This window comes from Bradyrhizobium sp. Pha-3, from assembly GCF_042258325.1.
In the GTDB taxonomy this organism is placed as follows: Bacteria; Pseudomonadota; Alphaproteobacteria; order Rhizobiales; family Xanthobacteraceae; genus Bradyrhizobium; species Bradyrhizobium elkanii.
Genome location: NZ_CP170151.1, coordinates 4456039 through 4482321 on the forward strand (window position 1 = coordinate 4456039; position 26283 = coordinate 4482321).

General features: G+C 64.7%; 24 protein-coding genes. 14 read left to right on the forward strand and 10 right to left on the reverse strand.

Features of this window, described 5'->3' with window-relative positions:
• Nucleotides 1–65: 65 nt before the first annotated feature.
• Nucleotides 66–1319 carry a tyrosine--tRNA ligase gene (gene tyrS, locus ACE10X_RS20685; protein ID WP_038388386.1) on the reverse strand — a complete coding sequence of 418 codons (1254 nt, stop codon included), beginning with the start codon at nt 1317–1319 and terminating at the stop codon, nt 66–68.
• Nucleotides 1320–1470: 151 nt separating this feature from the next.
• On the opposite strand from tyrS, the gene ACE10X_RS20690 reads away from it, so the two are divergent.
• The 3 genes from ACE10X_RS20690 to ACE10X_RS20700 all read left to right on the forward strand — a co-directional run bounded on the left by ACE10X_RS20690 (nt 1471) and on the right by ACE10X_RS20700 (nt 3667).
• Entirely contained in the window at nt 1471–2574 is a 1104-nt protein-coding gene (locus ACE10X_RS20690; RefSeq protein ID WP_038388385.1) for an anhydro-N-acetylmuramic acid kinase, read from the forward strand.
• Nucleotides 2575–2656: 82 nt separating this feature from the next.
• On the forward strand, nt 2657–3334 hold the full coding sequence (locus ACE10X_RS20695) for a glutathione S-transferase family protein (RefSeq protein ID WP_038388384.1): 678 nt from the start codon (nt 2657–2659) through the stop codon (nt 3332–3334).
• A gap of 3 nt (nt 3335–3337) precedes the next feature.
• Nucleotides 3338–3667: a DMT family transporter gene (locus ACE10X_RS20700; protein WP_375764515.1), complete on the forward strand. Its 330-nt coding sequence runs from the start codon at nt 3338–3340 to the stop codon at nt 3665–3667.
• A 106-nt stretch (nt 3668–3773) separates the two neighbouring features.
• On the opposite strand, the gene ACE10X_RS20705 is transcribed toward ACE10X_RS20700, so the two are convergent.
• Nucleotides 3774–4421 carry an alpha/beta hydrolase gene (locus ACE10X_RS20705; RefSeq protein WP_016843213.1) on the reverse strand — a complete coding sequence of 216 codons (648 nt, stop codon included), beginning with the start codon at nt 4419–4421 and terminating at the stop codon, nt 3774–3776.
• A 459-nt stretch (nt 4422–4880) separates the two neighbouring features.
• On the opposite strand from ACE10X_RS20705, the gene ACE10X_RS20710 reads away from it, so the two are divergent.
• The 8 genes from ACE10X_RS20710 (at nt 4881) to ACE10X_RS20745 (ending at nt 12592) form a co-directional block, all read left to right on the forward strand.
• Nucleotides 4881–6038, forward strand: a complete 1158-nt coding sequence (locus ACE10X_RS20710; RefSeq protein WP_038388387.1) for a cysteine desulfurase family protein — start codon at nt 4881–4883, stop codon at nt 6036–6038.
• Between the two features lie 94 nt (nt 6039–6132).
• Nucleotides 6133–7629, forward strand: coding sequence for a Fe-S cluster assembly protein SufB (sufB, locus tag ACE10X_RS20715; RefSeq protein ID WP_038380064.1), 1497 nt, complete (start codon nt 6133–6135; stop codon nt 7627–7629).
• A 60-nt stretch (nt 7630–7689) separates the two neighbouring features.
• A complete protein-coding gene (gene sufC / locus ACE10X_RS20720; RefSeq protein ID WP_038386765.1) occupies nt 7690–8442 on the forward strand; it encodes a Fe-S cluster assembly ATPase SufC in 753 nt (250 codons plus the stop codon).
• 17 nt (nt 8443–8459) lie between these two features.
• Entirely contained in the window at nt 8460–9782 is a 1323-nt protein-coding gene (sufD, locus tag ACE10X_RS20725) for a Fe-S cluster assembly protein SufD (RefSeq protein ID WP_038386761.1), read from the forward strand.
• On the forward strand, nt 9779–11026 hold the full coding sequence (locus ACE10X_RS20730; protein ID WP_085970746.1) for a cysteine desulfurase: 1248 nt from the start codon (nt 9779–9781) through the stop codon (nt 11024–11026). Before sufD ends, ACE10X_RS20730 begins: the two co-directional genes overlap by 4 nt.
• Nucleotides 11023–11394 carry an SUF system Fe-S cluster assembly protein gene (locus tag ACE10X_RS20735; RefSeq protein ID WP_016845787.1) on the forward strand — a complete coding sequence of 124 codons (372 nt, stop codon included), beginning with the start codon at nt 11023–11025 and terminating at the stop codon, nt 11392–11394. The genes ACE10X_RS20730 and ACE10X_RS20735 overlap by 4 nt, the downstream gene beginning before the upstream one ends.
• Nucleotides 11395–11552: 158 nt before the next feature.
• A complete protein-coding gene (locus tag ACE10X_RS20740) occupies nt 11553–11942 on the forward strand; it encodes an iron-sulfur cluster assembly accessory protein (protein WP_038386762.1) in 390 nt (129 codons plus the stop codon).
• A gap of 173 nt (nt 11943–12115) precedes the next feature.
• Nucleotides 12116–12592: a TfoX/Sxy family protein gene (locus ACE10X_RS20745; RefSeq protein ID WP_038386763.1), complete on the forward strand. Its 477-nt coding sequence runs from the start codon at nt 12116–12118 to the stop codon at nt 12590–12592.
• 175 nt (nt 12593–12767) lie between these two features.
• Here ACE10X_RS20745 and ACE10X_RS20750 read toward each other — a convergent pair whose 3' ends face one another.
• The 4 genes from ACE10X_RS20750 to ACE10X_RS20765 all read right to left on the reverse strand — a co-directional run bounded on the left by ACE10X_RS20750 (nt 12768) and on the right by ACE10X_RS20765 (nt 17817).
• Nucleotides 12768–13835, reverse strand: a complete 1068-nt coding sequence (locus ACE10X_RS20750) for a GGDEF domain-containing protein (protein WP_375764516.1) — start codon at nt 13833–13835, stop codon at nt 12768–12770.
• A 316-nt stretch (nt 13836–14151) separates the two neighbouring features.
• Nucleotides 14152–15666, reverse strand: coding sequence for a DEAD/DEAH box helicase (locus tag ACE10X_RS20755; protein ID WP_375764517.1), 1515 nt, complete (start codon nt 15664–15666; stop codon nt 14152–14154).
• Between the two features lie 252 nt (nt 15667–15918).
• Entirely contained in the window at nt 15919–16635 is a 717-nt protein-coding gene (locus tag ACE10X_RS20760) for a helix-turn-helix transcriptional regulator (protein ID WP_080583469.1), read from the reverse strand.
• Nucleotides 16636–16863: 228 nt separating this feature from the next.
• The gene (locus tag ACE10X_RS20765) at nt 16864–17817 is read right to left on the reverse strand and encodes a helix-turn-helix transcriptional regulator (RefSeq protein ID WP_375764518.1); all 954 of its coding nucleotides are present in this window, start codon (nt 17815–17817) and stop codon (nt 16864–16866) included.
• Between the two features lie 230 nt (nt 17818–18047).
• Between ACE10X_RS20765 and ACE10X_RS20770 the strand changes: the two genes are divergently transcribed.
• The gene (locus tag ACE10X_RS20770; protein WP_038386769.1) at nt 18048–19544 is read left to right on the forward strand and encodes a caspase family protein; all 1497 of its coding nucleotides are present in this window, start codon (nt 18048–18050) and stop codon (nt 19542–19544) included.
• 72 nt (nt 19545–19616) lie between these two features.
• Nucleotides 19617–20861, forward strand: coding sequence for an FAD-dependent oxidoreductase (locus tag ACE10X_RS20775; RefSeq protein ID WP_080583470.1), 1245 nt, complete (start codon nt 19617–19619; stop codon nt 20859–20861).
• 36 nt (nt 20862–20897) lie between these two features.
• On the opposite strand, the gene ACE10X_RS20780 is transcribed toward ACE10X_RS20775, so the two are convergent.
• From ACE10X_RS20780 to ACE10X_RS20795, 4 genes are all read right to left on the reverse strand, one after another.
• Nucleotides 20898–21668 (reverse strand): SDR family NAD(P)-dependent oxidoreductase, encoded by a 771-nt coding sequence (locus tag ACE10X_RS20780; RefSeq protein WP_016842941.1) that lies wholly within the window; start codon nt 21666–21668, stop codon nt 20898–20900.
• A gap of 196 nt (nt 21669–21864) precedes the next feature.
• Entirely contained in the window at nt 21865–22656 is a 792-nt protein-coding gene (locus ACE10X_RS20785; RefSeq protein ID WP_038386770.1) for an outer membrane protein, read from the reverse strand.
• Between the two features lie 228 nt (nt 22657–22884).
• Entirely contained in the window at nt 22885–24945 is a 2061-nt protein-coding gene (gene parE / locus ACE10X_RS20790) for a DNA topoisomerase IV subunit B (RefSeq protein WP_375764519.1), read from the reverse strand.
• A gap of 126 nt (nt 24946–25071) precedes the next feature.
• Entirely contained in the window at nt 25072–25308 is a 237-nt protein-coding gene (locus ACE10X_RS20795) for a hypothetical protein (protein ID WP_244435910.1), read from the reverse strand.
• 321 nt (nt 25309–25629) lie between these two features.
• On the opposite strand from ACE10X_RS20795, the gene ACE10X_RS20800 reads away from it, so the two are divergent.
• Nucleotides 25630–26160, forward strand: coding sequence for a DedA family protein (locus ACE10X_RS20800; protein ID WP_028332199.1), 531 nt, complete (start codon nt 25630–25632; stop codon nt 26158–26160).
• Nucleotides 26161–26283 lie beyond the last annotated feature (123 nt).

Below are 26283 nucleotides of genomic sequence, written 5' to 3' on the forward strand. Positions count from 1 at the left end.
GCTGATCGCGCTCAGGCAGGGAGCGCGCTTTCCGCACTCCCTGCAACCGACAAATGCGAATGCGCCTATGCAGGCTTCAGCAGGACGTGGCGCTTCTTGCCGAGCGACAGTTTCACCACGCCTTCCGGTGTGAGATTGGCCGAAGTCAGCAACATCTTCTCGTCGGTCACGGCAGCATCGTTGACGCGCAGGCCGCCGCCCTTGATCTGCCGGCGCGCTTCGCCGTTGGAAGCGACGAGCTCGGCCTTGACGAAGGCGACGAGCACGCCGACGCCGGCTTCAAATTCGCCGCGCGGAATTTCCACCGTCGGCAAGGTTTCGGCCAGCGCACCTTCCTCGAAGGTGCGGCGCGCGGTCTCGGCGGCTTCGTTCGCTGCATCGCGGCCATGGAGCAGGGCGGTCGCTTCCGTCGCCAGCACCTTCTTGGCCTCGTTGATCTCGCCGCCAGCCAGCGCTGCAAGCTTGCTGATCTCGCTCATCGGCAGGATGGTGAACAGCTTGAGGAACTTGACGACGTCGGCGTCCTCGACATTGCGCCAGTACTGCCAGAAATCGTAGGGCGAGAACTGGTCGGCGTTGAGCCACACCGCGCCCTTGGCGGTCTTGCCCATCTTGTCGCCCGAGGCGGTGGTGAGCAGCGGCGTGGTCAGCGCAAACAGTTGCGGCGTGCCCATGCGGCGGCCGAGATCGACGCCGTTGACGATATTGCCCCACTGGTCGGAGCCGCCCATCTGCAGCCGGCAACCGGCGCGTCGCGACAGCTCGACGAAGTCGTAGGCCTGGCAGACCATGTAGTTGAACTCGATGAAGCTCATCTCCTGCTCGCGCTCGAGCCGGAGTCGCACCGAGTCCATGGTCAGCATGCGGTTGACCGAGAAGTGCCGGCCGATGTCGCGCAGCATCTCGATCCAGTTCAATTTGGTCAGCCACTCGGCATTGTCGAGCATGATGGCGTCGGAAGGCCCGTTGCCATAGCGCAGCACCTTGGCGAACACGCCGCGGATCGAGGCCTTGTTGGCTTCGATCTCCGCAACCGTGCGCATTGCGCGCGTCTCGTCCTTGCCGGAGGGGTCGCCGACCATCGTGGTGCCGCCGCCCATCAGCGTGATCGGCTTGTTGCCGCTCTGCTGCAGCCAGTACAGCATCATCATGGTGAGGAAGTTGCCGATGTGCAACGACGGCGCGGTGCAGTCATAGCCGACATAGGCCGTCGCCTGGCCCTTCGCGGCAAGCGCGTCGAGGCCCTCGAAATCGGAGCACTGGTGGACGAAGCCGCGTTCCTGTAAAGTGTTCAGGAAATCCGATTTAACTGCAGTCATTTGTCGGCCAGCCAGCTCATTCTGTTTTTACGGTTTTTGCATCAATTTGCGGAACCTTGGCGCTGAGGCTGCCGCAGGCGGACGCGCAGTGGCATTATAGGATGTACTTGTTTGAGACAAGCCGGGGGTTCCCGGCTGGGGCGCTTCCAACATGATGTTAACGGCACTCGGTCTGATGAGCGGTACCTCGCTCGACGGGGTCGACGTGGCATTGATCGAGACCGATGGCCGTCAGATCAAGTCTTTCGGACCCTCGGGCTATCGGCCTTATACCGAAGGCGAGCGCAGCCTGCTGCGCCAGGCGCTGACGGAGGCGGTTCATCTGTCGCAGCGCGACGCCCGACCGGGGATTTTGCGGCAGGCCGAGCAGGCCGTCACCACGGCCCATGCCGAGGCGGTCGCTAACTTCACGGCGCAGCACAGGATCTCCGCCCAGGATATCGACATCGTCGGGTTCCATGGCCAGACCGTGCTGCATCGTCCCGAGCGGAGGTTGACGGTGCAGATCGGCGATGCCCTGGCGCTCGCCAAGGTGATCCACATTCCGGTGATGCACGATTTCCGTGCCGCCGACGTCGAGGCCGGCGGGCAGGGCGCGCCGTTCGTGCCGGTCTACCACCGCGCGCTGGTGCAATCGCTGAACCGCGAGGGGCCGATCGTCGTGGTGAATATCGGCGGCGTCTCCAACATCACCTATATCGACGGCACGGACACGCTGATCGCCTGCGACACCGGGCCGGGCAATGCGCTGCTGGATGACTTCATGTTCCGTCAGATGCACCAGCCGTTCGACACCGCCGGCAAGTTCGCCGCGCTGGGCAAACCGGACGAGGCCTGGATCGCACAGGCGTTGAAGCTGCCGTTCTTTGCGCTGCCGCCGCCGAAATCGCTCGACCGCAACGACTTCGCCGGCCTCAAGCTCGGCGCCGTGGCGCCGGCCGATGGCGCCGCGACGCTGACCGCCTTCACTGCCGCGGCCATCGCCCGTGTCGTGCCGCTGCTGCCGAAACGGCCGAAGAGCTGGATCATCTGCGGCGGCGGCGCCTCCAACCTCACGATGATGCGGATGCTGCGCGAGCGACTGGCGCCGGCGACCGTCGAGCCGGCCGAGGCGCTCGGCTGGGCGGCGGATGCGATCGAGGCGCAGGCGTTCGGCTTCCTTGCCGCGCGCGGCATGAAGGGCCTGCCGCTGAGCTATCCCGCCACCACGGGGGTGCCGATCCCGATGACCGGGGGCATCATCGCGCGACCGTGATTTAGATGCAAATGCATCTACCTTGACAGTTCCATGCCGTTGCATTTAATTCGATGCAGTTGCATTGAACGCGAGGTTCGTCATGGCCGCCCTGAAACTGATCAGCCACAAGCTCTGTCCCTATGTGCAACGCGCGGTGATCGCGCTGCGTGAGAAGGGCGTGCCGTTCGAGCGGATCGACATCGATCTCGCCAACAAGCCGGACTGGTTCCTGAAGATCTCGCCGCTCGGCAAGGTGCCGGTGCTGGTGGTGACGCGCGACGACGGCAAGGAGGTCGCGCTGTTCGAGAGCAACGTGATCTGCGAGTACATCGAGGAGACGCAGGCGGGGGCGAAGCTGCACCCGGAGAACGCGCTGACGCGCGCCGAGCATCGCGCCTGGATGGAATTCGGCTCGGCCATTCTCGGCGATCTCTGGGGGCTCGAGACTGCGACAGATGCCGCGGCCTTCGAGAGCAAGCGGCAGGCGGTCGCCGCAAAATTCGCGCGCGTCGAGGCTGCGCTCGGCGCCGGTCCGTTCTTCGCCGGCCAAAATTTCAGTCTGGTGGACGCGGTGTTCGCGCCGATCTTCCGCTATTTCGATTTGTTCGACCAGCTGACCGATCTCGCTGTTTTCACGCACACGCCAAAACTTCGCGCCTGGCGCAGCGCGCTGGCGCAGCGGCCGAGCGTACGCAGCGCGGTGTCGCCGGACTATCCGGCGCTGCTGCACGCGTTCCTGGTCGGCCACCGCGCGCATATGCTGAAGCTTGCCGCGTAAGCCATGTCGCACTCGGTTGCCTGGATCGCGCTCATCGTCGCCGGCCTGCTGGACGTCGGCTGGGCGATTTCGATGAAATATGCCGAAGGCTATACGCGGCTCGGCTGGACGCTGGTCTCGCTGCTGCTGCTCGCTGCGTTCGTGTTCCTGCTCGGACGCGCGCTGCAGGTGCTCGGCGTCGGCGTCGCCTACACGGTGTGGACCGGCATCGGCGCGGCCGGCACGCTGGTCATGGGTGTGCTGCTGTTCAACGAGGCGCTCAACCCGATGAAAGTCGCGGGGATTGCGCTGGTGCTGATCGGGATTGCCGCGCTGAAGCTGGCGCCGGAATAGGTCAGTGCCGTAGCCCGGATGGAGCGGAGCGCAATCCGGGGTTCTCATCCACGGCGAAAGTGTCCCGGATTTCGCTGCGCTCCATCCGGACTACAGGAGCGCAACGTCAGCGTACGTTGGCGAGACGCATGTCGAGATAGCCGGTCACCGTCTCCATCAGCGGCTCGAGCTTGCCGTCAAAGAAGTGGTTGGCGCCGGGGATGACCTGCTGGTCGATCACGATGCCCTTCTGCGTCTTCAGCTTCTCGACGAGCGTGTTGACGTCCTTGGGCGGCACCACGGCATCCTTGTCGCCGTGCACGATCAGGCCCGACGACGGGCAGGGCGCAAGGAACGAGAAGTCGTAGAGATTGGCGGGCGGCGCGATCGAGATGAATCCCTCGACCTCCGGCCGGCGCATCAGAAGCTGCATGCCGATCCATGCGCCGAACGAGAAGCCCGCAACCCAGCAGGCGCGCGCCTCCGGATTGATCGCCTGCGCCCAGTCGAGCGCGCTCGCGGCGTCGGACAATTCGCCGGTGCCGTGATCGAACGAGCCCTGGCTGCGGCCGACGCCACGGAAGTTGAAGCGCAGCACCGAGAAGCCGCGATGCGCGAACGCGTAGTAGCACTGGTAGACGATCTGGTGGTTCATCGTGCCGTGGAACTGCGGATGCGGATGCAGGATCATCGCAATCGGCGCGTTCTTCTGCTTGGCCGGGTGGTAGCGGCCCTCGAGGCGGCCAGCAGGGCCGGTGAAAATGACTTCAGGCATTGTGTTCCCTTGATTGCCGCGTTCCCTTGATTGACGTCGATCAATCAACCGGTTGGAGCCATCTTCAGCGACGGTTCGCGAACAGAGCAGCTCGTGATGAAATCGGCGCAGGCACCGCCGCGCGGCACGCTGGAGGCCTTCTAGCATGACGCGAGGGGCAAAAATCAAGGAAATTGTGCCGCTTGGCGGTCGCGAATCCGCGTCGCGTTGCGCGCGTTGCCGACGCGGCGGCGGCGATCCGGATCGACACGCCGGATTGCTTCGAAGGCTACCTGAAGTTTCAGTCTGTCATAATGCTATCGCGCTCGGGGGACCGCGAACGCCGTGTCTCGCGGCAGCAAGGCTCCTGCCGCGCATGAAAAATCTCCCGTGCCGGTAACGTCTGATCTGGTCTCGGTCGTCAACTGTCGTTATGTCGCAGTGAAGGCCGCAACCACGGTGGTTGCCGCGGATCGCTTCATGGCCGATCGCGTCTATCTCGACTGGAATGCCACCACGCCGCTTCGCCAGGAGGCGAAGGCGGCGATGGCTGCGGCGTGGGAATTGATCGGCAACCCGTCCTCGGTGCACAGCGAGGGACGGCGGGCGCGACGGCTGCTTGAGGATGCCCGCAATGCCGTGGCGAAGGCGGTCGGCGGCCGGCCGCAGGACGTGGTGTTTCTGTCCGGTGGGACCGAAGCCAATGCGCTTGCACTGACGCCGGGATTGCGCCGCGCCGCGGGCGCACCGGTGCAGCGGCTCCTGGTGTCGGCGATCGAGCACGCGTCCGTGCTCGCGGGCGGTCGGTTTGCGACGGAGGCGACCGCCGCAATCCAGGTCACGCGTGCCGGTGTGATCGATCTCAACCATCTGCGCGCGCTGCTGGCGGACGGTCCGCCGGCTCTGGTCTCGGTGATGCTGGCGAACAACGAGACCGGTGCCATTCAGCCGGTGGCTGATGTCGCCGCAATCGTCCATGCGGCTGGCGGCCTGCTACATGTCGACGCGATCCAGGCGTTCGGCAAGATCCCGTTCGATCTGGCCTCGACGCAGGCCGACCTGGTGACGCTGTCGGCGCACAAGATCGGCGGACCGAAGGGCGCAGGCGCGCTGGTGCTCGCCGAGGGCGTCGAGGGTCTGGAGGCGTTTCTGCGCGGCGGCGGGCAGGAGCTCGGGCGGCGGGCAGGGACCGAGAACATCGCCGGCATCGCTGGGTTCGGTGCGGCCGCCAAGGCCGCGATGGCGGCGCTGAAGGGCGACGCGGCCCGCGTCAGGGGGCTGCGCGACCGGCTCGAGCACGGGCTGCGGCAGACGCCGGACGTGCTGGTGTTCTCCGATGACGTTAAGCGGTTACCGAATACCGTCTTGTTCACGGCACCCGGGATGAAGGCTGAGACGGCGGTGATCGGGTTCGACCTTGGGGGAATCGCGGTGTCGTCCGGTTCCGCCTGCTCGTCAGGCAAGGTCCAGCCTTCCCATGTGCTGGAGGCAATGGGATACCGTTCGGAGGTGTCCCAGGCAGCGGTGCGGCTTAGTCTTGGCTGGTCTACCACGGAGACAGACGTGGATTTGACCCTCAAGGCTTGGCGAAAGCTCGCCGATACCTTAGTTAAGGGAGAACGACGAAACACAGCTTGAACTGTTCTAAGCGGATTTCGTCATCAAAGCATCGTAAGAGATTTTCGGAACTTGATATCCACCGCGGTCCTTGAAACCGCGAGCGGAGGATTGAATGCCTGCTGTACAAGAGACGGTCGAGCGCGTCCGGCGCATCGACGTCGACCAGTATCGATATGGGTTTGAGACGCTGATCGAGTCCGACAAGGCCCCGAAGGGGCTGTCGGAAGACACCGTCCGCTTCATCTCCGCAAAGAAGAATGAACCGGCCTGGATGCTGGAATGGCGCCTGGAGGCGTATCGCCGCTGGTTGACCATGACCGAGCCGACCTGGGCGCGCGTCGACTATCCGAAGATCGACTACCAGGACATCTACTACTACGCGGCGCCGAAGCCGAAGAAGACGCTGTCCTCGATCGACGAGATCGATCCGGAAATCCTCAAGACCTACGAGAAGCTCGGTATCCCCTTGCGCGAGGTCGCGATCCTCGAGGGCGTCGAGCCGCCGCCCGGTGGCGAGCAGACGCCGAACCGCAAGATCGCGGTCGACGCCGTGTTCGACTCGGTCTCGGTCGCGACCACCTTCCAGAAGGAGCTGAAGGCGGCCGGCGTGATCTTCATGCCGATCTCGGAGGCGATCCGCGAGCATCCCGAGCTGGTGCAGAAATATCTCGGCACCGTCGTGCCGACCTCCGACAATTACTTCGCGACATTGAATTCGGCTGTGTTCTCCGACGGCTCGTTCGTCTACGTGCCGCCGGGCGTGCGCTGCCCGATGGAGCTGTCGACCTATTTCCGCATCAACGAGCGCAACACCGGCCAGTTCGAGCGCACGCTGATCATCGCCGACAAGGGTTCCTACGTCTCCTATCTCGAAGGCTGCACCGCGCCGCAGCGCGACGAGAACCAGCTGCACGCCGCCGTGGTCGAGCTCGTCACGCTCGACGACGCCGAGATCAAATATTCGACGGTGCAGAACTGGTACCCGGGCAACTCGGAAGGCAAGGGCGGCATCTACAATTTCGTCACCAAGCGTGGCGACTGCCGCGGCAGGAACTCCAAGATCTCCTGGACCCAGGTCGAGACCGGTTCGGCGATCACCTGGAAATATCCGAGCTGCATCCTGCGCGGCGACAATTCGAGCGGCGAGTTCTACTCGATCGCGATCTCGAACGGTTTCCAGCAGGTCGATAGCGGCACCAAGATGATCCACCTCGGCAAGAACACGTCGAGCCGGATCATCTCCAAGGGCATCGCCGCCGGCAAGTCGCAGAACACCTATCGCGGTCTCGTCAGCGCCCATCGCAAGGCCACCGGCGCGCGCAACTACACCGCCTGCGACTCGCTTCTGATCGGCGACAAATGCGGCGCGCACACCGTGCCCTATGTCGAGGCCAAGAATTCCTCGGCGACGTTCGAGCATGAAGCGACGACGTCGAAGATTTCCGAGGACGTGCTGTTCTACTGCATCCAGCGCGGGCTCTCGCAGGAAGAAGCCGTCGGCCTCGTCGTCAACGGTTTCGTGAAGGACGTGCTGCAGCAACTGCCGATGGAGTTCGCGGTGGAAGCGCAGAAGCTGATCTCGATCAGCCTTGAAGGTTCGGTTGGCTAATCCATCCCGCTAACGGCGCGGCCGACGCGCGCCTTTCGGGTGATGCTCAGGAAAAATCAGATGTCTCTGCTTGAAGTGAAAGATCTGCAGGTTCGTGTCGAGGAGCGTGAGATCCTCCACGGGCTGTCGCTCACGGTGAACCCGGGCGAGGTGCACGCGATCATGGGGCCGAACGGCTCCGGCAAGTCGACGCTCTCCCACGTCATAGCCGGCAAGCCGGGCTATGAAGTCACGGGCGGGCAGATCCTGTTCAGGGGCGAGGACCTGCTGGAGATGGAGCCCAACGAGCGCGCCGCCAAGGGCGTGTTCCTGGCGTTCCAGTATCCGGTCGAGATCCCCGGCGTCACCACCTGGAATTTCCTGCATGCGGCGCTCAACGCCCAGCGCAAGGCGCGGGGCGAGGACGAGATCTCGTCGCCGGCCTTCCTCAAGAAGGTCCGCGAGGTCGCCAGGTCGCTGAACATTCCGCAGGACATGCTGAAGCGCGGCGTCAATGTCGGCTTTTCCGGCGGTGAAAAGAAGCGCAACGAGATCCTGCAGATGGCGCTGTTCGAGCCGGCCGTCTGCATCCTCGACGAAATGGATTCCGGCCTCGACATCGACGCGCTGCGGATCGCGGCCGACGGCGTCAACGCACTGCGCTCGCCGGAGCGCGCGATGGTCGTGATCACCCACTATCAGCGGCTGCTCAACTACATCGTGCCCGACTTCGTGCACGTGATGTCGAAGGGCCGGGTGGTGAAGAGCGGCGGCAAGGAACTGGCGCTGGAGCTGGAAGAGTCCGGTTACACGCAGTTCGAAGACGCTGCCTGACAAACGCGGGTTTTGTGATGAACGTTGTTGCAAAGACCGAGACCGGGCGCGCGCTGGGCGATGCATTCGCCGTGGTGCGCGACCGTCTGCCGGGTGAGGGCAAGATCGCCGATCAGCGGCGCCAGGCCTTCGAGGCTTATGAACGATCAGGCCTGCCGCATCGCCGGATCGAGGACTGGAAATACACCGACTTGCGCGCGCTGATGCGCGAAGTGCTGCCGCTCGCGGCGTCCCCGGATGATGCCGCGCTGAGCCGCGCCAGGGCCGTCGTAGAGGCCCGCGCGATCGAAGGCGTCCGGCGCCTGGTGCTGGTCGACGGCGCGTTCGCGCCTGATCTTTCCGATTGGCAGGATCTGGAGAAAGGGCTCTCGATCAATCCGCTGCGCCTCGCGCTGGAAGCCGGCGACGAGATCGTCGCAACGCAGGCTCTCGCGTCCGATGTTGCCAACCCCATGATCGCGCTGAATGGCGCGCTGGCGACCGACGGGGTCGTCATCGACGTCGCCAACGGCGCGGTGCTGACCCAGCCGTTGCACATCGTGCATGTCGCATCCGGCACCGCGCCGGCCTCGACGTTCACGCGGTCGCTGCTCCGGCTCGGCCGCGATACCGGCGTGACGCTGGTGGAGAGCTATCTCGCCGCCGACGGCGCCAAGGCCTACCAGACCCATGACGGACTGGTTGTTGCGATCGGTGACAACGCACGGCTCGATCACGTGCGTCTGGTCGAAGACAGCGTCGATGCCTTCAATATTTCCTCGGCGACGGTGTCGCTCGGCGCGCATGCCCATTTCAACACCTTCGGCCTGACCTCGGGCGGTCATGTCAGCCGCTATCAGCTGACGGTGACCTGCGCCGGCGAGGGCTCGACGGTCGAGACCAACGGCGTCAATCTAATCAACGGCAAGCAGCACGCCGACACCACGCTGTTCTTGGATCACGCGGTGCCGCACTGCGCGAGCCGCGAGATCTTCCGCGCCGTTGTCGACGACCGCGCCCATTCGGTGTTCCAGGGCCGCATCATCGTCCGCCCCGACGCGCAGAAGACCGACGCCAAGATGATGACCCGTGCGCTGCTGCTGTCCGACGACGCGGAGGCCGACAACAAGCCCGAGCTCGAGATCTTCGCCGACGACGTCACCTGCGGTCACGGTGCGACCACCGGCGCGCTCGACGAGAGCCTGCTGTTCTACATGCGCGCCCGCGGACTGCCCGAGAAGGAAGCGCAGGCGCTCCTGATCCAGGCCTTCGTCGGCGAGGCGATCGAGACCATCGCCAGCGACGCGTTGCGCGAGGTCGCAATTGCCGCCGCGCAGCGTTGGCTTCAGGCGAGGGCGTGAGCATGCACAAGGCGGTCGCCAACGGCAGTTACGACGTCGCGCTGGTGCGGCAGGATTTCCCGGCGCTCGCCATGCAGATCTACGGCAAGCCGCTGGTCTATCTCGACAACGCAGCCTCGGCGCAGAAGCCGAATGCGGTGCTCGACCGCATGACCGAGGCCTACAAGAGCGAATACGCCAATGTGCATCGCGGCCTGCATTACCTCGCCAATGCCGCGACCGAGGCCTATGAGGGCGCCCGCGGCAAGGTGGCGCAGTTCATCAACGCCCGCCGCAATGAAGAGATTGTCTTCACCCGCAACGTCACCGAGGCGATCAACCTGGTGGCGTCGTCCTGGGGCGGGGTGAACATCAAGGAGGGTGACGAGATCGTCCTCTCGATCATGGAGCACCACTCCAACATCGTGCCGTGGCATTTCCTCCGGGAGCGCCATGGTGCCGTGATCAAGTGGGCACCGGTCGACGACGAGGGCAATTTCCTGATCGAGGAGTTCGAGAAGCTCCTGACCCCGCGCACCAAGATCGTCGCGATCACCCAGATGTCGAACGCGCTCGGCACGCTGGTTCCGGTCAAGGACGTGATCCAGCTGGCGCACGCTCGCGGCATCCCGGTGCTGGTCGACGGCGCACAGGGTGCGGTGCACCTGCCGATCGACGTCCAGGACCTCGATTGCGATTTCTATGCCTTTACTGGCCACAAGGTGTACGGACCGACCGGCATCGGTGCGCTCTACGCCAAGCACGAGCATCTGGTGGCGATGCGGCCATTCAACGGCGGCGGCGAGATGATCCGTGAGGTGGCCAAGGACTGGGTCACCTATGGCGATCCGCCGCACAAGTTCGAGGCCGGGACGCCGCCGATCGTCGAGGCAATCGGGCTCGGCGCTGCGATCGACTACGTCAATTCGATCGGCAAGGAGCGCATCGCCGCGCATGAGCATGAGCTGCTGACCTATGCGCAGGAGCGCCTGCGCGAGATCAACTCGCTGCGCGTGATCGGAACCGCCCGCAACAAGGGACCGGTGATCTCGTTCGAAATGAAGGGCGCCCATCCCCACGATGTCGCGACCGTGATCGATCGTCAGGGCATTGCGGTCCGTGCCGGCACGCATTGCGTGATGCCGCTTTTAGAGCGGTTCAACGTGACGGCCACCTGCCGTGCATCCTTCGGGATGTATAATACTAGGGAAGAAGTCGACCATCTGGCGCAGGCGCTGATCAAGGCGCGGGAATTGTTCGCATGACCGATACAGCCGAAGTCAAGACGGCCACCATGGAAACCACCTCGGCACTGCCGGCGGAGGAAACCGAGCGCATGAGCGGCGAGATCGTCGCGGCGCTGAAGACGGTGTTCGACCCGGAAATCCCGGCCGACATCTACGAACTCGGCCTGATCTACAAGGTCGATCTCAAGGATGATCGCTCGGTCGACATCATGATGACGCTGACCACGCCGAACTGCCCGGCCGCCGGCGAGCTGCCGCAGATGGTGGAGAACGCGGTCGCCAGCGTTCCCGGTGTCGGCGTCGTCAACGTCAATCTGGTGTGGGATCCGGCCTGGACGCCGGACCGGATGTCGGACGAGGCACGCCTCGTCCTCAATATGTGGTGATGCGTCACAGCGTTTTCGAGCGAAGTGGATGCCGGTTCGCGTGAAGAAAACGCGTCAGAACAAGAGGTAAAGGTTCTGATCAAGAACCTTTACGGATTGGACTTAGGCTCAAGAAGAACGGCAATTGATTTGCCGCTGGGACTGACCACATGAGTGTCATGACGCAAGCTTCATCAACCCCAGCCAAGCCGAAGCGGCCCCGCCCGCAGGTCATGAAACTGACCGATGCCGCCGCCGAGCGGATCACCGAGCTGACCAAGCGCGCGGACTCGGAGATCGTCGGGCTGCGCGTCGGCATCAAGAATGGCGGCTGCGCCGGACAGTCCTATACCGTCGAATACGCCCACGAGATCCGCCCGACCGATGAAGTGGTCGAGGACAAGGGCGTGAAGATCCTGGTGGATCCGAAGGCCGTGCTGTTCCTGCTCGGCACCGAGATGGACTATGTGGCCGACAAGATGCAGGCCCAATTCGTGTTCAACAACCCGAACCAGGTCTCCGCCTGCGGTTGCGGCGAATCGGTGCAGCTCAAACCGGCCACGGTCTGACAGCATCGTCCCGGCCAAGTGCGCAATTGCGCGCGGGGGCCGGGACGCAATAACCACCAACATTGATTGTTGATCCGATCGTCGTCCATACTGCCTTGTCGAGAGGCTGCGGCGTATGGGTCGCGGCCCCTCGTGCGCAATTGCGCACTTGGCCGGGACGCGACGGTGGGCACATGGACCGCGAATTCCTCACCGACCTGTTCGCCGATTTCGGCCCGGTGACGCTGCGCCGGATGTTCTCCGGCTACGGCATCTCGGCTGACGGCACCAATTTCGCGCTGGCCCTGCGGGCTGGGCTCTACTTCCGTGCCGACGAGGAGACCATTCCGCAATTCGAGGCGGAAGGCTGCGGGCCATTCCAATATCAGACACGGTCGAAGACCGTCACGGTGAACTCCTACTGGCAGCTGCCGGCACGGCTGTTCGATGATTCGGAGGAACTCGCGGTCTGGGCACGCTCGGCGCTCGGCGCTGCCCAGCGCGCCGCGCTGCGCAAGCGGCCGAGGAAACGAGCGGCTGCGCGAAAGTCGAAGGCGCCTGCGAAGAAGACTGCGGCAACGAAAACTGCGGGCAAGAATGCTGCGGTAAAGAAGGCGGCCGCGAGGAAATCGCCGGTCAAGAAGAAGCGTGCCCCAACGAAAAGGTCGTGATCCCGGGGCCGAAATGCATCCACGTCATTGCGAGGAGCGATAGCGACGAAGCAATCCATCGTTCCGCATGTGCGGCGAGATGGATTGCTTCGCTTCGCTTGCAATGACGTGGAGTGAGCTGCCTGAGCAATTCGCGCCTCTTGAAATGCGCGAATAGTGCCTCTCGGTACCGGGGTCACGCCACGCGGGTCTGGATCTCGGTGCTGTATTCCGGATCGGCCTCGCAGATCACACGGTTGCGGCCGGCGCGCTTGGCGGCATAGAGGCAGGCGTCGGCGCGCTCGATCAGCGAGTCGGTGTCGTCAGTCGGCTTCAGCATGGATACGCCGACGGAGATCGTGACACGGCCGAGGATCTCGCCGGTCGACTTCTTCTTCAGCTCCTTGGCCATCACGGCGCGGCGGATGTGGTCGGCGACCGTCAGCGCCTGCCGCAGCGCCGTGTTGGGCAGCACCACGGCGAATTCCTCGCCGCCATAGCGGGCGGTGATGTCCTGGCCCTTGATGTTCTGCTTCAGCGACTGCGCCACCAGCCGCAGCACCTGGTCGCCGGTGAGATGGCCGTAGGAGTCGTTGAACGACTTGAAGTGGTCGATGTCGAACATCAGGAGCGACAGCGGCTCGCCGCTGGCGAGCGCGGCCTGCACCGCCATGTCGATCGAGCGGTCGAAATATTTCCGGTTGCCGAGGCCGGTGAGCGGATCGGTCAGGCTCTCGGCGCGGATCGCCTCGAGGCTGTGTTGCAGGTCGCTGATCTCCGACTTCGACAGCGCGAGCCGGTTCTCCAATGCCTGATTGGTCTCGCGCATCTCGCGCGTCGATTTTGCCAGGCTATCGACGATTGCCTTGATGTGATCGCGGGTGGTCGCGCTCGCGAGCTCGTCGCTGGCGCCGACGAGGCTGGCGTCATAGGTCGCGGACACGCCGAGCGCGTCGGTGATCAGCTTCATGACGGCGTCGATCTCGCCGATGACGCGCGCGCCGACCTTGTCGATGCGGTCCGAGGTCTTGATGTGCGAAAGGTAGGTTTCGTAGATCTGCTCGAGATCGGATTCAGAGAGCTTGCCGCTGCGGGCCAGCGTCTCGTTGATGACCTTGTTGAGCGGCGCGTTGTATCCGGTCGCGTAGACGTACCAGATTTCGTAGTTGCGGGGGACGGCGGTCTGGCGAAGCGAGCGGATCTGGCCAAGTGCGACTTCGGCAAAGGCCAGCGTACGTTCGTGTTCGTCCAGCAGCTTGACCACTGTCACGTCCTCAATGCACGCAATGCCGATTAAGCCCGGCAGCAATGACTAAACTATTGGGGCGAGGGTACGGGACGAGAGTGAAGGCAAGGTAAATGGTGGAACTGCGGGGAAGCCGGTTGCGACGACCATGCGGCGCGCCCGATGCTTGTCCGTCTTGAGCGCCACTTTCGGACGCTTCTCGTTTGCCCGCATTGCGATGCGAAAACTGCGCGCATTTGATTCAAACGCCGGGAATCGACGTGTGCACCGGTCGCGGGCGGCAACAGAGATTGGCTGGACTACCGCCGCTGGCGCGGCGGCATCGGAGCAGACTTTACGCGCGTGCGCGCACAGGTCGCAGCAGGAAGGCGGGCAGGTGCGAATGATCGGCGGGCTCGTGGTCCACCTCGCGCTGCGGCCGCCGTGGCTCGGCACGCCCGATCGACGGTACGTGCGACGGAGCGGCCTGCGGAGCCGAATTGCGGCCGTGGCGCGGTTCACGCTCCGGCTTCGCTGCGCGCTCCTCGCGGGGCTGCCGCTCGCGACGCGCTTCGCGTTCACCGTGACGCGCTTCGCGTTCACCGTGACGCGGCTCGTGCTCACCGTCACGCGGCTCGCGTTCACGTCGCGGCTTGCGGCCGCCACGGGCGCCGTCGCGCGAACCTTCGCGGCTGCGCGAGCGGCGCGGAGCGGCGTCCTCGTCGGAGCCCTCGCTGTGAACGGTGTAGTCGCCCTCGGCGCGCGGGATCGGCTGGCCGATCAGCTTCTCGATCGCAGTCATCGATTTGCTATCGAGCGAGGTGACGATGGAGATCGCGGTGCCGGTGCGTCCGGCGCGGCCGGTACGGCCAATGCGGTGGACGTAATCGTCCGGATGGTGCGGGACGTCGAAATTGAAGACGTGGCTCACCGCGGGAATGTCGAGACCGCGGGCGGCGACGTCGGAGGCGACGAGCAGCGGAATCTCGCCCTTGCGGAATTGATCGAGGGCCGCGGTGCGGGCGGATTGATCCATATCACCGTGCAGGGCGCCGACACTGAAGCCGTGCTTCTGGAGTGATTTGTGAAGGACGGCGACTTCGCGCTTGCGATTGCAGAAGATAATCGCGTTGTTGAGATCCTTGGCGTCGCGCAGCAGGCGGCGGAGGATCTCGCGCTTGTCATGCGCTTCGCGACCGGCCGGGACCTGCAATTGCGTGACGGTGACGGCGGTGGTCGCGGGTTTGGAAACTTCGATCCGGGCCGGATTGTGCAGGAAGGCCTCGGTGATGCGGCTGATCTCCGGGGGCATCGTCGCGGTGAAGAACAGGGTTTGCCGCGTGAAGGGGACGAGCTTGCAGATGCGTTCGATGTCGGGAATGAAACCCATGTCGAGCATGCGGTCGGCTTCGTCGATCACCAGCAGCTCGACGCCGGTGAGCAGCAATCCGCCGCGTTCGGTGTGGTCGAGCAGGCGGCCGGGCGTTGCGATCAGGACGTCGACGCCGCGCATCAGCTTGGAGTCCTGGTCGCCGAACGAGACGCCGCCGATCAGCAGCGCCACGTTCAATTTCTGACCGGCGCCGTATTTGTCGAACTGCTCCTTCACCTGCGCGGCAAGCTCGCGGGTCGGCTCGAGGATCAGGGTGCGGGGCATCCGTGCCCGCGCGCGGCCCTTCTCGAGCAGAGTGAGCATCGGGAGAACGAAGGCAGCGGTCTTGCCGGTGCCGGTCTGGGCAATGCCGAGGACGTCGCGCCGGGCGAGGACGTGCGGGATTGCCTGTTCCTGGATGGGAGTGGGGGTGGTGTAACCGGTGGCCGCAACTGCGGCGAGGACCTTATCGGACAGGCCTAGATTGGAAAAAGACATTGAGCCTCTGGTCGAAACCGCCGTTCGGCATCGCAGGTAAAAGGCTGTCGCGTTCGGCCCCGAAACGGCTCGCTTTTCTATAAAGCTCGGGGGCTCTGACTAACGCTGACGGACGGCAAACCTGACGAATCGCGTTTCGATCCGAGGGCCGCGTTGCCCGCAACATAGGGGCGAAAGCGGTAAAGTCAATCTTGGAACCAGCCGGGTAGCCGAAAAAGCTTAACGTTTTGACTGAAATAAGCGTCTTTTTCGTCATTTGGCGGTCAAAAGAATCACGATCCCCGCCCCGGACGGCGAGGTCGCCACGGGGGCTTCCACGCTGTTTTTCATCCTGAATTCGCCGGGCGTCAGGCCTTCGGATGCGCCGAATATCCGGTAGAAGGTGGCGAGGCTGCCGAACCCGCAGGTGAGCGCGATGTCGGCGATCGGCCGCGGCGGCTTTTCGCAAAGCAGCCTTCGGCTCTCGCGCAGGCGCTGGGCGGTGACGGTCTGAGAAAAGCTGGTCCCGGTCGCTTCGAACAAAACGTGCAGGTAGCGCACCGAGACGCCGAGCATCTCGGCGACCCTGCTTGGCGACAGCGCCGGCTTTGCCAGGTGACGCGTGATCAGGCGGCGCGCGAGGCTGAGCCGGCCGACGCGCAGCGCCTGCTGCGCGCGGCGGCTGCCCGGCCTGATCACACCGCGCTCGATCAGCGCAAGGTCCGCCACGATCTTAACCAGCGCAGGAATGCTCGCGGTATCACCGGCCTCCGTCGCTTCCTTGAAGTCGGCGAGGCAGGCTTCGAGCAGCGGCGCCCAGCCGCGATTGCTGGTCGCCGGTGATCCCTGACGGCCAGGCCCAGCTGCCGGGATTTGATGCGCCCGCAGGTCCGCGGCATCGAGAGGAAGGCGCGTCGCGCCTGTAGCCGGCGTTTCCTGGCTGTGATCCCCGTGCTTACCGCGCATTGTGACTGATCCCTCGCTCTGCATGAGAGCGCGCGTCGCCGGTAAGGAAATTTGCGGTGCCGAACCCGGACGAAGCGCCGCAGTGGTTCTGGCGAAATGGCCGGAAAATATCTTCTCAATGCGCGCAGGCTGATCACTTCGGTTCAGCGAAGGTCGGATCGCGCGGCGGTGTGAAATTCAGGGAGGCGAAGGGGGTGCAGCCGAGCTTCGGCAAATTGCGAGCGCGGTGTCCCGGCCGGTCCGGTCGGGCGCTTAGGCCGTTTGCGCGCGGTAGTCGCCCGGCGTCATGGACTCGGACGCGTTGAAGAGGCGGTAGAACGTCGCAAGGCTCTCGAAGCCGCAGGCAAAGGCGACCTCGGCGATCGTTTGCCTCGGCTGCTCGCGGAGCAGGCGGCGGCTTTGTTCGAGCCGGAGCGTGGTGACGGTCTCCGAGAAGCTCATCTCGGTCTCCTCGAACAGGATGTGCAGGTGTCGGACCGAGATGCCGAGCAGGCCGGCAATCAGGGTTGGCGACAGCGCCGCACGCGCCAGATGGCGCCGGATCAGGCGGCGGGCCAGCGACAAATGGGCGGTTCGCAAGGCCTGCTGCGCGAGGCGGCTCTTCGGCCGCATGATGCCGCGCTCGATCAGCGCGATATGGGCAAGCGCCTGCACCATCGGAGCCGTGCCCGCCGCCGCAGCACCGTTGCTTTCGGTGAGGTCGCGGAAGCATGATTCCAGCAGGGTCCGCAGCGCGGTCTTATCCTGCACGGGCCTGGGGACGAGTTCGCCGAGCTCGGCGCCCGGCGGGACGATGTTCGCCACCGGCACCTTGATGATGCGCAGGTGGAAGCCGTCATCGTGCAGCGGGACAGTGCGATAGGGCAGGTCCGAATAGCTGGTCGCGAACATGCCGTCGCGAACGGCGAATTCATCGAGCCGCGCGCCGCCGAACCAGCCGCCGCCGCCAAGCTGCTGGTAGATGCACAGGCTGTCGCTGGCCGCGTCGGCGATGTCACCCGTGCGCCGCTCGACGCGGTACGGCGAGGCGCGCAACTCGACCAGCCCGGCATCGCCGAGCTTGCGCAGCGAGAATTCGCCGAAGAAGTCGCGGCGCCGGTCGGCTTCCAGCTCGGCGGTGACGCCGAACAGCCCCTTGGCGCGGACCTCGCGCCAATAGTCGAAGCGATCCTTGGGATCGACTTGATCAGTAGACCATGTGTGCACGGAAAAGCCGTTGCGACGTGCGGAGAGCTCGAGCCGGATGGAGCCAAAAATCTATCACGCGGGCCGTAAAAAGAAACTTGACCTAAGACAAATCGGACCCCTCATTTCGGCCTGGCGTGGCCGGCCGGAACGGCCGCCCGCGGTCGGCCTTGAACCGGCCAAACGGCTGCTCCGACTATTAGGCGGCGGTCGTACGGGCGGCGTACTTGTCGTGCAGGCGGGAAAACGGGATGAAGAGTTGGCTTTCGAGAGTTTCGGCGATCCTTTGGGCAGTTGCATTTGTCGCATCGGCCGCACCCGCCCAGGCCGAAAAGCGCGTCGCGCTGGTGATCGGCAACAATGACTACAGGAACGTGCCCAGGCTGCAGAAGGCGGTCAACGACGCCCGCACCATGGGCGACACGCTGAAGCAGCTCGGCTTCAGCGTCATGGTGGCCGAGAACCTCAACCGGCAGGCGTTCTCCGAGACGCTGCTCGCGTTCGACCGCGCCGTGGAACCCGGCGATACCGCGTTCTTCTTCTATGCCGGCCACGGCTTCGAGATCGCCGGCCAGAATTTCCTGCTGCCGACCGACGTCCCGGCCGCCACCGAAGGGCAGGAGGAATTGGTGCGCGACGCCTCTGTTCTCGCCGACCGCATCGTCGAGCGCTTGCAGAACAAGAAGGCGCGGACCTCGATCCTGGTGTTCGACGCCTGCCGCAACAATCCGTTCGAGCGCGCCGGCACGCGCGCGGTCGCCGGCGGCGGTGGCCTCGCGCCGATGACGCAGCTGCCGGAGGGCGTGTTCTCGGTGTTTTCGGCGGGGCCGCGCCAGACCGCGCTCGACCGTCTTTCGAACGACGACGCCAATCCCAATTCGGTGTTCACGCGGACCTTCGCCAAGGAGCTGCTGCAGCCCGGCGAGAATCTCGTGCAGGTCGCGCAGCGCACGCGGCGCCTGGTCAGCGAGATGGCCGAGACCGTGAAGCACAAGCAGATCCCGGTCTATTTCGACCAGATGGTCGACGACGTCTTCCTGAACGGGATCGCCAAGGGGCAGGCCGAGGCGGCCAAGCCGTCCGCGCCGCCGCAGCAGGTGGCCGCGCTGCCGCCGGTCGCGGTACCGAAGCTGCCGAAGGAAGATTCGATCAATGCGCCGATCGCGAGCTTCTCGCGGCACAATGGCGGCTGGACCGTGGTGTTCTCGATCGCCGATCCGACGCTCGGGATTTCCTGGCGGATGGGCGATAGCGGCGATTTCCGCGAAACCGGCTTCATCGACACGCTCGATCCGCGCACGCGCAAGCGGATGCCCAATCCGTCGGTCGAGCTGCCGGCCGATGCGCCGGCCGCCACGATCGAGATACGCTATGTCGATACGCAAGGCATGATGCAGGGGCCGTTCCCGATCAAGTTCGATCCCGACGCCGCGCTGATCCGCGACCAGCGCAAGATTCTCGACATGACCGCGACCAGCTGGCTGTCATTCCGCGAGTTCAACGGGCTGCTGGTCTACTATACGCACCTGATGTCGTATCGCTGCGCGATCCGCGAGGTGCGCATCGGCATCGACACCGCGGTGCCGGACAAGGTCCTGAAGATGCCACCCTGCAATTCGCGCGATCCCAGCGCGATCCCGTCCGACGCGCAGCCCTATCTGAAGCTTGCGCCGCAGACCAAGGCGGTCTCGGTCGAGCTGACCTATCGCGACGGCAGCGTGTCGGAAATCAAGACCTTCAGGCGTTAGCCTTGCATCCTTGCCGCCCGATCCGCGTTACAATCGGGTCCTGAAGGGCGAGGCAGCGGTGAGGACGGCATCATGGATGCAGGCAATCCGGCAGGGCCCAACACGCGTCAGATCAGGATCCGCTGCTGCGTGGTCGGTGGCGGGCCGGCCGGCATGATGCTTGGCTATCTGCTCGGACGCGCCGGGGTCGATGTCGTGGTGCTGGAGAAGCACGCCGACTTCTTCCGCGATTTCCGCGGCGACACCGTGCATCCGTCGACCCTGCAGGTGATGGACGAACTCGGCCTGATCGACGGCTTCCTGAAGCTGCCGCATCAGGACATTCAGACGCTCGACGGCATGTTCGGCGGCACCTCGGTGCGGATCGCCGACCTCCGCCGCCTCAGCGTCAAATACCCCTTCATCGCGATGATGCCGCAGTGGGATTTCCTCAATTTCCTGCGCGAGAGCGGCAGGCGCTTCCCTTCGCTGAAGGTGCTGATGGAGGCCGAGGCGACCGATCTGATCCGGCGCGGCGATGCTGTCGCGGGCGTGCGCGCGAACACGCCCGATGGCCCGGTTGAGATCGAAGCGGATCTCACCATCGGCTGCGACGGACGTCATTCGATCGTGCGCGAGCGCGCCGGCCTCGACGTCGAGGAGATCGGCGCGCCGATGGACGTCTTGTGGTTTCGCGTCGGGCGGCGTCCGGATGAGACCGAGAATCTGTTCGCCCGCGTCGAGCACGGCAAGATGATGGTGACGTTCGATCGCGGCGACTACTGGCAATGCGCCTATGTGATCGCCAAGGGCCAATACGAGGCCGTGAAGGCGAGGGGATTGCCGGCGCTGCTCGACGACGTGCTGCGGCTGGCGCCGATCGTCAAGGCCGGCATTGCCGACGTGAAGAGCTTTGACGACGTCAAGCTGCTCACGGTCGCGATCAATCGCCTGACGCGCTGGACCCGTCCCGGCCTGCTTTGCATCGGCGACGCCGCGCATGCGATGTCGCCGATCGGCGGCGTCGGCGTCAACCTCGCGGTGCAGGATGCGGTCGCGACCGCCAACATCCTGGCGGCGAAGCTCGTTCACGGCGTGCCGTCGGAAGACGAACTCGATGCGGTGCGGCGTCGCCGCGAATTCCCGGTGCGCGTGACGCAGCGCATGCAGGTGATTGCGCAGAACAACATCATCAGCGCGGCGCTGAAGGCCGGCGATCAGCCGGTGCCGTTGCCGCTGCGGTTGATCACGGCAATGCCCTGGCTGCAGGGCCTCACCGCACGTCTGGTCGCCATCGGGGTGCGGCCGGAGCACGTGCATTCGCCGGCCGCGGGCTGAAACGCGCGCCGCGCGATGGGAAGAGAGCTCGTGTTTTCAGGCCATCACCGAATAGCCGCCGTCGACGGGGATCGCGGTGCCGGTGACGAAGTCCGATGCCGGCGACGCCAGGAACACGGCGATGCCGGCGAAGTCGTCGATCGCGCCCCAGCGTGCCGCCGGCGTGCGCGCAAGCACACGCTCGTGCAGCCCGGCCACCTGCTGGCGTGCGCCCTTGGTCAGGTCGGTATCGATCCAGCCGGGCAGGATGGCGTTGACCTGGATGTTGTCGGGAGCCCAGGCGTTGGCGCAGGCGCGGGTGTACTGCACGATGCCGCCCTTGCTCGCGGCATAGGCCGCGGCGAAGCTCGCACCGAAGATCGACATCATCGAGCCGATATTGATGATCTTGCCGTGGCCCGACGCCTTGAGCGCCGGATAGGCCGCCTTCGAGCACATGAACGCGCTGGTGAGGTTGGTGTCGATCACCTTGCTCCACTCCTCGAGCTCGAGCTCGTGCGGAGGCTTGCGGATGCTCATGCCGGCGTTGTTGACGAGAATGTCGATCCGGCCGAGCTCACGAACGACCCGTTCGACCATGGCCGCGACCGCGGCCTTGTCGGTCACGTCGGTTGCCACCGCGATTGCCTTGGCGCCGCGCTTGCCGAGATCCTCGACGGCGGCCTTCGACTTCGCCTCGTTGCGGCCGACCACGGCAACCGCCGCGCCGGCGTCTGCGAGGCCGCGTGCCATGCCAAGCCCGATGCCGCCATTGCCGCCGGTGACGATGGCGACCCGGCCCGAGAGATCAAACTGTCCGTTTTTCATTGTTGTTGTCCGCTGAACTTTGAACCGGGCGCGAGAGTGCCCGATCGTCACGGCGCTGACCAGATCAACCACAGCCGGTCCGCCCTGCGCCGGCGGGCGTGTGCGTGGGGCGATTCCCGGGACGTTCGGGCAACAAAAAAGCCCCGGACGATGCCGGGGCTTTGGTCTGCTATCTCAGCAGGGATCAGTACACAGCTCAGTACTTGGCAACAACCGGACCGGTCCAGTTGAAGCGGTAGACCAGCGAGGTGCTGATGGTCTGCACGAACGGCTTGAAGGTGATGTCGCGGCCGTTCGAGATGTTGGTGCCGTCGGCCAGCTCGGAGATGTTCTTGTTGTCGTAGTAAGCGGCGCGATATTCGGTCTTCATGAACCAGCCCGGCGCGGTGATGCCGAAAATGTTCAGGTTGTTCTCGACGCCGCCGCCGACGAACCAGCCGCTGCGATCGAAGCCGTTGGTGTGCAGGCCCGAGGGAAGAGCGGTCGCGGTGTTGAACAGCGTGGTGCCCTTCCAGTGCGAGCTGGAGTAACCGGCGTTGACGTAGGACAGAACGTTCGGGGCGATCAGATAGCCGAGGCGCGCACCAGCGGCCCAGCTGTAATCGTTCTTGATGTTGCCGGCGACGAACGGACCCTGATCCTGGATCGTGCCCTTCAGGCTGCCGAACTGACCGTCGGCGAACACGCCGATGACCCAGCTGTTGGCGGTCTGCCAGTCGTAACCGGCGCCGACGGTGCCGAACCAGCCATCGCCGCCCTGGCGCTGGTTGAAGCCGAGGATCGGAGCGCCCGTGGCGGTCGACTGAACGCCGGTGTCAGCGTCCCAGACGCCGCCACCGCCACCGCCGAAGATGTAGAAGCCGGTCCAGCTCGGAGCGACCGGGAGCGGGGCAGGAGCCTTGGTATAGGGGCGGGCGGCCAGGTCGGCAGCCGACGCCGAGGCCGTCATCGCAGCAACCGCGGTCAGAGCGAGCAAAATCTTCTTCATATCCAAATCCTCGACTTAGCGTTCGATCAGGTCGCTCAGGGGAGTGCGCTGGCACCGATTCCCGAAACTCATGGTCGGACTATACGTGGTTCCACCGGAAATGCTGTTGCTGGTGGGACACAACCGGCCGAAAACGAAGCCGCTGGGGCTCTCCGAACAGGCAAATGGCAATGGCCGCCCCCAATCTGGAGGCGGCCGGAAACTCATTTCAGATCAATCGGTTGGGCCTTAGACGTCGAGCAGGTCGTCGCTGGCGAATTCGGCCTTGTCGGAGATGAAGGCAAAGCGCGCTTCGGCCTTGGTTCCCATCAGCCGTTCGACCGAGTCGGCGGTGCCCTCGCGATCGTCGGCCAGCAGCACCACGCGCAGCAGCGTGCGCTTGGCCGGATCCATCGTGGTTTCCTTCAGCTGCGCCGGCATCATCTCGCCAAGGCCTTTGAAGCGATTCACCTCGACCTTGGCATTGGCATTGAATTCGCTCTTCAGCAGCTCATCCTTGTGCGCGTCGTCGCGGGCGTAGATCGACTTGGTGCCGTGCTTCAGCTTATAGAGCGGCGGAACCGCCAGATAGAGGTGGCCCTCGTCGATCAGCCGCGGCATCTGCCGGTAGAAGAAGGTGATCAGGAGCGATGCGATGTGCGCGCCGTCGACGTCGGCGTCGGTCATGATGATGATGCGCTGGTAGCGCAGATCCTCTTCGCGGTAATGCGCGAGCGTGCCGCAGCCGATCGCCTGCACGAGGTCGGAGAGCTGCGCGTTGGCGGTCAGCTTGTCCTTGCCGGCAGAGGCGACGTTGAGGATCTTGCCGCGCAGCGGCAGCACGGCCTGCGTCTTGCGGTCGCGCGCCTGCTTGGCGCTGCCGCCGGCCGAGTCACCTTCGACGATGAACAGCTCGGAGCCTTCGGTGCCTGCGTCGGAGCAATCGGCGAGCTTGCCGGGCAGACGCAGTTTCTTGCCGGCGGTCTTGCGCGCGGTCTCTTTTTCCTGGCGGCGGCGCAGCCGCTCCTCGGCGCGATCGATCACGAAGTCGAGCAGCCGGTTGGCCTGGTTGGGATTGCCTGACAGCCAGTGGTCGAACGGGTCCTTCATCGCCTGTTCGACGATCCGCTGCGCTTCGGCGGTGGCGAGGCGGTCTTTCGTTTGGCCCTGGAATTCAGGCTCGCGCACGAACACCGAGAGCATGACGGCCGCGCCCACCATCACGTCTTCGGAGGTGATGGTGGCCGCGCGCTTGCCCTGGCCCGCGCGTTCGGCGTGGTCCTTGAGGCCGCGCAGCAAAGCGCTGCGCAGGCCGGATTCATGCGTACCGCCGTCGGGTGTCGGCACCGTGTTGGTGTAGGACGACAGGAAGCCGTCGGCATCGGCCGTCCAGGCCACCGCCCATTCGCACGAGCCATGCGCGCCGCTGCGGCCGGATTTGCCGGAGAAGATATCCTGATGCACCAGGGTGTCGGCGTGGATCGCCGCGGCCAGATAATCCTTCAGCCCGCCGGGGAAGTGGAATTTGGCTTCCGCCGGGACGTCTTCGACGCCCTTCAACAGTTCCTGGTCGCAGTGCCAGCGAATCTCGACGCCGCCGAACAGATAGGCCTTCGAGCGCGTCATCTTGAACAGACGCTGCGGCTTGAAAGCCGCCTTGGCGCCGAAAATGTCGGTGTCCGGCTTGAAACGGATGCGCGTGCCGCGGCGGTTGTTGACCTTGCCGAGGTCTTCGAGCTTGCCCTTGGGATGGCCGCGCTCGAACGTCATGCGGTGCAACTGCCCGCTGCGCGCAACCTCGACCTCAAGTCGCGAGGAGAGGGCGTTGACCACGGAGACGCCGACGCCATGCAGACCGCCCGAGGTCTCGTAGACCTTGGAGTCGAACTTGCCGCCCGAATGCAGCGTGCACATGATGACTTCGAGCGCCGACTTCTTCGGGAATTTCGGATGTGGGTCGACCGGAATGCCGCGGCCATTGTCGGTCACGGTCAGGAAGCCGTCGGCGGTCAGCTCCACGTCGATGAAGGTGGCGTGGCCCGCCAGCGCCTCGTCCATGCAGTTGTCGATCACCTCGGCGAACAGGTGGTGCAGGGCCTTCTCGTCGGTGCCGCCGATATACATGCCGGGACGCCGGCGGACCGGTTCCAGCCCCTCCAGCACCTCGATGTCAGCCGCCGTATAGCCGGCTTCCGCGCCTCCAGCGGATCGCGAAGCAGCCTTCGCCGGGGCGCGTCCCTTCGGCTCCGGGGCTTCGAACAGATCGTCGGCAGATTTGCTTTTGGCGTTCGATTTCAATGATTTGGCCATGGTTCTTCAAGTGGCGCGCCAGTCACGGCGCGGCGAATCGGTTGCTTTGACTATGCCACGGATGGGCTGCCAATGGGGACGGCCGCGCCCTGGAGCCCGGCCATCCCCATAGATAGGAGACCGCGATTACGCCTTCGAGGTACGGAACACAACGACCGTGAACAGGGCCATGGCGGCGACCACCAGCAGTGACCCGACGATCGGCGCGGCCTCGAACGAAGGACCCTTCAGCAGCACGGCGGCCACGCCGGCCGGGAACAGGACGCCGCCGACGATATGCAGCCAGCCCTGGATTCTGGCGAGCAGCATGCTGCCCGCTTCCGGCACCAGCCGGTAGTAGAGGCCGAACAGGAACAGCAGCACGCCGCCGACCAGATTGAGATGCGCATGCGCCGGTCCCTACGTGAAGTCGTGCTGAATACCCATGGCGATGCCCGCGAGCATTCCGAACAGCAGGACGAGAACGCTCACGCACATCATCAGCGATCCGATCATCCGGTATTTCCTTTTTCTTGTGAGGGAGATGCCTGCCAGCCCGAACCTCAGGGGTCTTACGGGAAATCACGCTCGATCCCCGCCTTTGTGACTTGATGTCACGCAATCGGCTGGCTTACCTGTTCTTAGGCTGCGTGCCGCTAGAAAGGTTCATTCGAGGTTCAACGGAGCGGGAAGGCACACGACGAGATGGAAGACCTTGCGCGGGCCCTGGCCGAATTCGTGCGCCATCACCAGGCCTGGGCCGCTCCGATCGTCATGCTGCTGGCGTTCGCTGAATCGCTCGCCTTCATTTCATTGCTGGTTCCGGCCTGGGGCGCGCTGGTCGCGATCGGCGCCCTGATCGGCGTCAGCGGGATCAGCTTCTGGCCGATCTGGATCGCGGGCGGCGTCGGCGCTGCACTCGGCGACTGGGTCTCCTACTGGTTCGGCTATCGCTACAAGGAGCAGGTCGCGCAGATGTGGCCGCTGTCGCGCTATCCGGAGATTCTGCCGCGCGGCGAGGCCTTCGTGAAGAGCTGGGGCGTGCCCAGCATCTTCATCGGCCGCTTCTTCGGTCCACTGCGCGCCTCGGTGCCGCTTGCGGCCGGCATTTTCGAGATGTCGTACTGGCAATTCCAGATCGCCAATTTCGTCTCCGCGCTGGTCTGGTCGGCGGCACTGCTGTTGTTCGGCGACGTCATTGCGCATGCCATCGAGTGGGTGTGGCGGGTGGTGTAGCAAGCTCCGGAATAAGGCCGACCTGCAGGGGTTAGGCGGGAGGACAACCGCTCGCGCCGTCGTCATCGCGCGAGCATCGAAACGCTGATACAACCGCGCCCACCAGGCGCGAATTCATCGGGC

Bases quoted from the DNA above. Each gene is read 5' to 3' on its own strand.
- tyrS (WP_038388386.1), bottom strand. From the start codon at position 1,319: ATGACTGCAGTTAAATCGGATTTCCTGAACACTTTACAGGAACGCGGC.
- ACE10X_RS20690 (WP_038388385.1), top strand. From the start codon at position 1,471: ATGATGTTAACGGCACTCGGTCTGATGAGCGGTACCTCGCTCGACGGG.
- ACE10X_RS20695 (WP_038388384.1), top strand. From the start codon at position 2,657: ATGGCCGCCCTGAAACTGATCAGCCACAAGCTCTGTCCCTATGTGCAA.
- ACE10X_RS20700 (WP_375764515.1), top strand. From the start codon at position 3,338: ATGTCGCACTCGGTTGCCTGGATCGCGCTCATCGTCGCCGGCCTGCTG.
- ACE10X_RS20705 (WP_016843213.1), bottom strand. From the start codon at position 4,421: ATGCCTGAAGTCATTTTCACCGGCCCTGCTGGCCGCCTCGAGGGCCGC.
- ACE10X_RS20710 (WP_038388387.1), top strand. From the start codon at position 4,881: ATGGCCGATCGCGTCTATCTCGACTGGAATGCCACCACGCCGCTTCGC.
- sufB (WP_038380064.1), top strand. From the start codon at position 6,133: ATGCCTGCTGTACAAGAGACGGTCGAGCGCGTCCGGCGCATCGACGTC.
- sufC (WP_038386765.1), top strand. From the start codon at position 7,690: ATGTCTCTGCTTGAAGTGAAAGATCTGCAGGTTCGTGTCGAGGAGCGT.
- sufD (WP_038386761.1), top strand. From the start codon at position 8,460: ATGAACGTTGTTGCAAAGACCGAGACCGGGCGCGCGCTGGGCGATGCA.
- ACE10X_RS20735 (WP_016845787.1), top strand. From the start codon at position 11,023: ATGACCGATACAGCCGAAGTCAAGACGGCCACCATGGAAACCACCTCG.
- ACE10X_RS20740 (WP_038386762.1), top strand. From the start codon at position 11,553: ATGACGCAAGCTTCATCAACCCCAGCCAAGCCGAAGCGGCCCCGCCCG.
- ACE10X_RS20745 (WP_038386763.1), top strand. From the start codon at position 12,116: ATGGACCGCGAATTCCTCACCGACCTGTTCGCCGATTTCGGCCCGGTG.
- ACE10X_RS20755 (WP_375764517.1), bottom strand. From the start codon at position 15,666: ATGTCTTTTTCCAATCTAGGCCTGTCCGATAAGGTCCTCGCCGCAGTT.
- ACE10X_RS20760 (WP_080583469.1), bottom strand. From the start codon at position 16,635: ATGCAGAGCGAGGGATCAGTCACAATGCGCGGTAAGCACGGGGATCAC.
- ACE10X_RS20770 (WP_038386769.1), top strand. From the start codon at position 18,048: ATGAAGAGTTGGCTTTCGAGAGTTTCGGCGATCCTTTGGGCAGTTGCA.
- ACE10X_RS20775 (WP_080583470.1), top strand. From the start codon at position 19,617: ATGGATGCAGGCAATCCGGCAGGGCCCAACACGCGTCAGATCAGGATC.
- ACE10X_RS20780 (WP_016842941.1), bottom strand. From the start codon at position 21,668: ATGAAAAACGGACAGTTTGATCTCTCGGGCCGGGTCGCCATCGTCACC.
- ACE10X_RS20785 (WP_038386770.1), bottom strand. From the start codon at position 22,656: ATGAAGAAGATTTTGCTCGCTCTGACCGCGGTTGCTGCGATGACGGCC.
- parE (WP_375764519.1), bottom strand. From the start codon at position 24,945: ATGGCCAAATCATTGAAATCGAACGCCAAAAGCAAATCTGCCGACGAT.
- ACE10X_RS20800 (WP_028332199.1), top strand. From the start codon at position 25,630: ATGGAAGACCTTGCGCGGGCCCTGGCCGAATTCGTGCGCCATCACCAG.